The sequence below is a fragment of the Xanthovirga aplysinae genome (genome assembly GCF_009711365.1).
GTDB classification, from domain to species: domain Bacteria; phylum Bacteroidota; class Bacteroidia; order Cytophagales; family Cyclobacteriaceae; genus Xanthovirga; species Xanthovirga aplysinae.
Genome location: NZ_SMMB01000938.1, coordinates 1 through 5673, shown reverse-complemented (window position 1 = coordinate 5673; position 5673 = coordinate 1). Strand labels below are relative to the sequence as shown.

The 5673-nt window shown below is 37.6% G+C and carries 4 protein-coding genes; 3 read left to right on the top strand and 1 reads right to left on the bottom strand.

Annotated elements, in window-relative coordinates; genetic code table 11:
• The first annotated feature begins 392 nt into the window (after positions 1 to 392).
• The 3 genes from uvrA (at position 393) to prmA (ending at position 4991) form a co-directional block, all read left to right on the top strand.
• Positions 393 to 3215 carry an excinuclease ABC subunit UvrA gene (uvrA, locus tag E1171_RS08560; RefSeq protein ID WP_155205592.1) on the top strand — a complete coding sequence of 941 codons (2823 nt, stop codon included), beginning with the start codon at positions 393 to 395 and terminating at the stop codon, positions 3213 to 3215.
• Between the two features lie 106 nt (positions 3216 to 3321).
• Positions 3322 to 4083 carry a triose-phosphate isomerase gene (tpiA, locus tag E1171_RS08555; RefSeq protein ID WP_155205591.1) on the top strand — a complete coding sequence of 254 codons (762 nt, stop codon included), beginning with the start codon at positions 3322 to 3324 and terminating at the stop codon, positions 4081 to 4083.
• A 77-nt stretch (positions 4084 to 4160) separates the two neighbouring features.
• Positions 4161 to 4991 (top strand): 50S ribosomal protein L11 methyltransferase, encoded by an 831-nt coding sequence (prmA, locus tag E1171_RS08550; protein ID WP_155205590.1) that lies wholly within the window; start codon positions 4161 to 4163, stop codon positions 4989 to 4991.
• Positions 4992 to 5034: 43 nt separating this feature from the next.
• Here prmA and E1171_RS08545 read toward each other — a convergent pair.
• Positions 5035 to 5673 (bottom strand): T9SS type A sorting domain-containing protein (locus E1171_RS08545; protein WP_155205589.1); only part of this gene is annotated, 639 nt, incomplete at its 5' end.

Sequence of the window (5673 nt, the reverse complement as noted above, 5' to 3'; positions counted from 1 at the left end):
ATGAGCTTAATTTCAAAGTGTTATAAAGATCATACCATTTATTAAGACGTAAAACATTAATAATCTGTTGGTATAACCTGATTTTTTTTCATACTGTTTTCGTTTTTTAAGGAGTTATTACAAAGAGGAAAAAGGTGGAGTATAAGTAATTTAACCTGCGTTTTGAAACAAGTTTCTGTTTTAATTAAGTGGAAAACAGCTTTTAAATGCTTGTTTTTGGTGATTTTTGATGTTTGTGGCTTTTTGCAGTGAATTGAAAAAGTATTTCATTAAGTCATTCATCGGAAAATTCTGACTTCTGAATTTAAAATTATTAAATCTGGGCTGTCAAAGAAGAAAGAATTTGGTTTATCTGCCTTACTTCCTTTCGGCATTTTATATCTTTGTGCCCTATGAAAACTGCCAATACGAAAGTTTTGCCTTACGATATTCTTACTCTTGACCCTAAGGAGTATATCATCATAAAGGGAGCAAGGGTAAACAACCTTAAAGGCCTCGATGTGGCCATTCCTCGAAATAAGTTGGTAGTGGTTACAGGGCTTTCCGGTTCAGGTAAGTCTTCTTTGGCTTTTGATACCCTTTTTGCCGAAGGTCAAAGAATGTATGTGGAAAGTCTAAGTTCTTATGCCCGACAGTTTTTGGGCAGAATGGAAAAACCTGAAGTAGAATTTATTAGGGGTGTATCTCCTGCTATTGCAATTGAACAAAAAGTGAGTAGTAGAAACCCTCGTTCCACAGTTGGAACCACCACTGAAATATACGACTACCTTAAACTTTTATATGCCCGAATTGGAGTTACCATTTCTCCCATTAGTGGAAATACCGTTCAACAGGACTCGGTTACTGATGTTGTGCAATATATCAATGGGCATGAAGAAGGAAACCGATTGATGATCTTATGTCCTTTGTACATCAAAGAAGATCGTACTTTGGAGCAGGAACTGCAAATATTATTACAAAAGGGTTTCACCCGATTGGTAATTAATGAAAATATCTCCTTTATCGAGGATGTTTTAGCGGATCTTTCTTCCATTTCCGATACTGACCAATTATATATTCTGATTGACAGGGGAACGGTAAGGCACGATGATGAGGATAACCAATATAGAATGGGGGACTCTGTTCAAACTGCTTTTTTTGAGGGAGATGGAGTTTGTGTTGTAGATGTGGTTGGAAAGGAAGTACGCTCTTTTTCCGATAAATTCGAATTGGATGGAATTACATTTGAAAAGCCATCGGTAAATCTTTTCAGTTTTAATAATCCATATGGGGCTTGTCGCCGCTGTGAAGGATTTGGAAGTATTTTGGGTATTGACCCTGATTTGGTTATTCCGGACAAATCGTTGTCTGTCTACGAAGGGGCCATTGTCCCATGGAGAAGTGAAACCATGAAAAAATGGCTTCAACCCCTGTTGGATACTGGAATAGAGTTTGATTTTCCGATTCATCGGGCAATCGGTGATTTAACCAATGAAGAATATCAGCTGCTATGGACAGGAAATAAGTATTTCGAGGGACTCAACGACTTTTTTCATTATCTAGAATCTAAAACCCATAAAATTCAATATAGGGTAATGCTTTCTCGATACCGGGGCAGAACCGTTTGCCCTGAGTGCAGAGGGTCGCGATTACGAAAAGATGCCGCCTATGTAAAAATCGGAGGCAAATCAATCACTGATTTGGTGTTGATGCCAGTGAAAGAAGTAATTCAGTTTTTTCAAGGCCTTTCTTTAAGTGATTATGAACAGCAGGTGGGCCGTAGGATTTTGGTGGAAATTAAAAATCGGTTAGAATATCTGGGTCAAGTAGGGCTAGGTTATTTGACCTTAAATCGGCTGACTTCAACCTTGTCTGGTGGGGAATTTCAGCGTATTAAACTGGCAACTTCTCTGGGAAGCGCTTTGGTGGGATCCATGTATATTTTAGATGAACCAAGTATTGGACTTCATCCTCGGGACACTGACCGTTTGGTAGGGGTTTTAAAATCCTTGCGTGATCTGGGAAATACAGTTATTGTAGTAGAGCATGAAGAGGAAGTAATGCAGTCAGCAGACCAAATCATTGATATTGGTCCAGAGGCAGGTTCTCATGGTGGAGAATTGGTTTTTCAAGGTGGTTTGGAAGAGCTAAAACAAAAAGGTAATACCCATACGGCTCGTTATTTGAATGGAAAGCAAGAAATTTCTATTCCCAAAGTGCGTCGACCTTGGCGAGATGCCATTGAAATAATTGGTGCCAGGGAAAATAACCTCAAAGATCTTCAGGTGAAGATTCCATTGGATATTTTGACTGTGATTACTGGTGTAAGTGGTTCGGGAAAATCCACTTTGGTAAAAAAGATCTTATACCCAGCCATAGGAAAGATATTAGGGACAGTAAATATTGAAACGGGTAAATTTGACCGATTGGAAGGGGATTATACAAAAATTGGTAAGATTGAATTTATCAATCAAAGCCCTATTGGAAAATCTTCTCGTTCTAATCCAATTACCTATGTTAAGGCCTATGATCATATCAGACAACTCTTTTCTGAATTACCTTTAGCTAAACAAAGAGGATATAAACCTGCTTTTTTTTCTTTCAATGTAGATGGGGGACGGTGTGAGCTTTGTCAGGGCGAAGGAGTGACAAAGATTGAGATGCAGTTTATGGCCGATATACTGCTGACTTGTGAAAGTTGCCATGGTAAACGCTTCAAAGAAGAGATATTAGAGATCAAATACAAGGAGAAAGATATTGCGGATGTTTTGGAAATGACTGTTGACGACAGTATTGAGTTTTTTGCTGATAAACCATCTATTGTGAACAAATTAAAGCCTTTACAGGAGGTTGGGTTAGGTTATATTCGTTTGGGGCAATCTTCGAATTCTTTAAGTGGAGGAGAAGCCCAAAGGGTGAAACTAGCTTCTTTTTTAGGAAAAGGAAATAACTCTACAGCAGAACATGTGCTATTTATTTTTGATGAACCCACCACCGGACTTCATTTCCACGATATTAAAAAATTATTGCACTCCATTAATGCCCTGATTGAACAAGGAAATAGTGTGATAATTATTGAACATAATTTAGAAGTAATAAAAACTGCCGATTGGATTATTGATTTAGGGCCTGAAGGAGGAGAAGAAGGTGGGATGGTTTGTTTTAGCGGTGTTCCTGAAGATCTAATAAAATTGAAAGAAAATTACACCGCTCAATATTTGAGAGAAAAATTATAATGAGGAAAATAACATAGGTTAAAGTTCCTTTATATTTCATCATTATTTTTTGTGATATTTAAACCAATGCCTTTCAAAAAATTATACCGATAAATTATTTTTACAAATGAGAGAAAAAATCGTAGCAGGAAACTGGAAAATGAATAACACCATGGAAGAGGGGCTAAAGCTGACTTCAGAGGTGGTACACATGGTAGAAGATGAAAGTATAAATCAGGTGAAAGTGATATTAGCCACTCCTTTCATTCATTTAAGCAATGTTTCCAAATTGATTCAGGGTGTGGATAATGTATACTTGGCTGCCCAAAACTGCAATGAACATAAATCCGGAGCCTATACAGGTGAAATTTCTGCTGCCATGTTGAAGTCTATAGGTGCTGAATTTGTAATTCTGGGTCACAGCGAAAGAAGAGAATATTTTAATGAAAGCAACCAATTACTAAAAGAAAGAACGGATACGGTTTTAAATGAAGGTTTGAGACCTATTTTTTGTTGTGGAGAGAGCCTGGAAATCCGGGAGGCAGAAACTCATGAATCATTTGTTTGTCAGCAATTGACAGAAAGTCTATTTCATTTGGATGCGGATAGTTTTTCAAAAGTAGTGATTGCTTATGAACCTATTTGGGCCATTGGTACTGGAAAAACCGCAAGCAGTGAACAGGCTCAGGAAATGCATGCTGCCATCAGGACACATATTGCCCAAAAGTATGGCCAAGAGGTAGCTAATGAAATTGTAATTTTATACGGAGGAAGTTGCAAGCCTTCCAATGCAAGTGAAATTTTTGCAGGTAAAGATGTGGATGGAGGCCTGATCGGTGGAGCATCTTTGAAATCAAGAGATTTTGTGGATATTATTAAATCGTTTTAATAATTACGAATTACTTTATTGATAGAGTAAGGGTTAGCCCAAGAAATTATAATTCGTAATTCTAAAATAAAAAAAGGATGTCTTTTAAGGTAGTTAAGGTAAGTTGTAGTAATGATTTTGCCGATATTTTTATGGCAGAAATGGCAGAGGCCGGTTTCGATTCTTTTTCTGATAATGATCAAGGTTTTGAGGCCAGCATTGAGTCTTCTTCATTTGATGAAGAGGTGGTGAAGGAGATTTTCAACCGCTACCATACCATGACAACAGCGACTTATGTGGTCGAGGAGGTAGGAAAGAAAAACTGGAACGAGGAATGGGAAAAGAATTATGATCCTATTTTTATCGATGATCGTTGTGTGGTAAAGGCTTCCTTTCATCAGATTGAAAAGAAATTTCCTTATGAGATCACCATCAATCCTAAGATGTCTTTTGGCACCGGACATCATGAAACTACCCATTTGATGCTAAGTCATCAATTGGAGTTGGACCATGAAGAGAAAACTGTTTTAGATGCTGGTTGTGGTACGGGGATTCTTGCCATTATGGCCTCAAAATTGGGCGCTATGCATGTATTGGCCTACGATATTGACGATTGGTGTGTGGAAAATAGCTCGGAAAACATCGAGCTAAACCATTGCGAAAATATCGATCTGGCCCTAGGAGATATTGAAGCATTGAAGATAGAAGGGACTTTTGATATTATTCTGGCCAACATCAATAAAAATGTTCTTTTGAAAGAAATTCCTGCTTATGTTTCTCTTTTGGCTAATGGTGGAAATTTATTACTGAGTGGTTTTTATCAGGAGGATATTGCTGACATAGAGGAGCTTTGTAAGGAAAATGGATTGAAACTGCTAAAGCAAAATACTCGAAATCGATGGGCTGCTTTGGTGCTAGAGAAGGATTAAATTAACCCTCCATGCATTTTATACTCCTGGAGGGTTAAATTTTTTAATAGATCACCATTCGTTTTGTGTCTACGATTTGCCTATCAGCAATTAGGCTGTATAAATATGTTCCTGACGGATAAATGCTAAAGTCCAATATAATTTCGCCCTCTCCTGTTTCTTGAAGGGCATATTCCTTTAATTTTATACCATTTGAATTAGAAATTTGGATTGTAGCCGTTCGCACCGTATTGGGTAAAAAATATTTGATTAGGGTTTCATCATGGCTAGGGTTAGGGCTATTTTGATACAGGGTTGCCTGTGTGGATTTTAATGACTCATTGTCAGATGAAGTGATTACACCATTAGAGAGGTTATTTAGTTTCTCTTCTAGTTCGTTCACCTTTTGGGCTAATTCCAGAATCAAGGCTAGTTGTTCGGCAACTAGGGGAGCTAAATCTACAGTGGCAGAAGCCCCATTCTCAATGTCCACTTGTAGGACGGTTCCGTTTAAAGAGGCCCCTTCTAAATCCTGGTTATCGGTATTATCTTTAAACTCGGACAGGTCAATGGAATTTCCATTTTCAATTGTTAAACTGTTGTTTGTTAAATTTAAAGTCTGATCATCATAAACAGTTCCATTTTTTAATGCTACTAAGTCGACACTTACTGAATTTCCATTTTCAATCGCAATTTCCAGTGT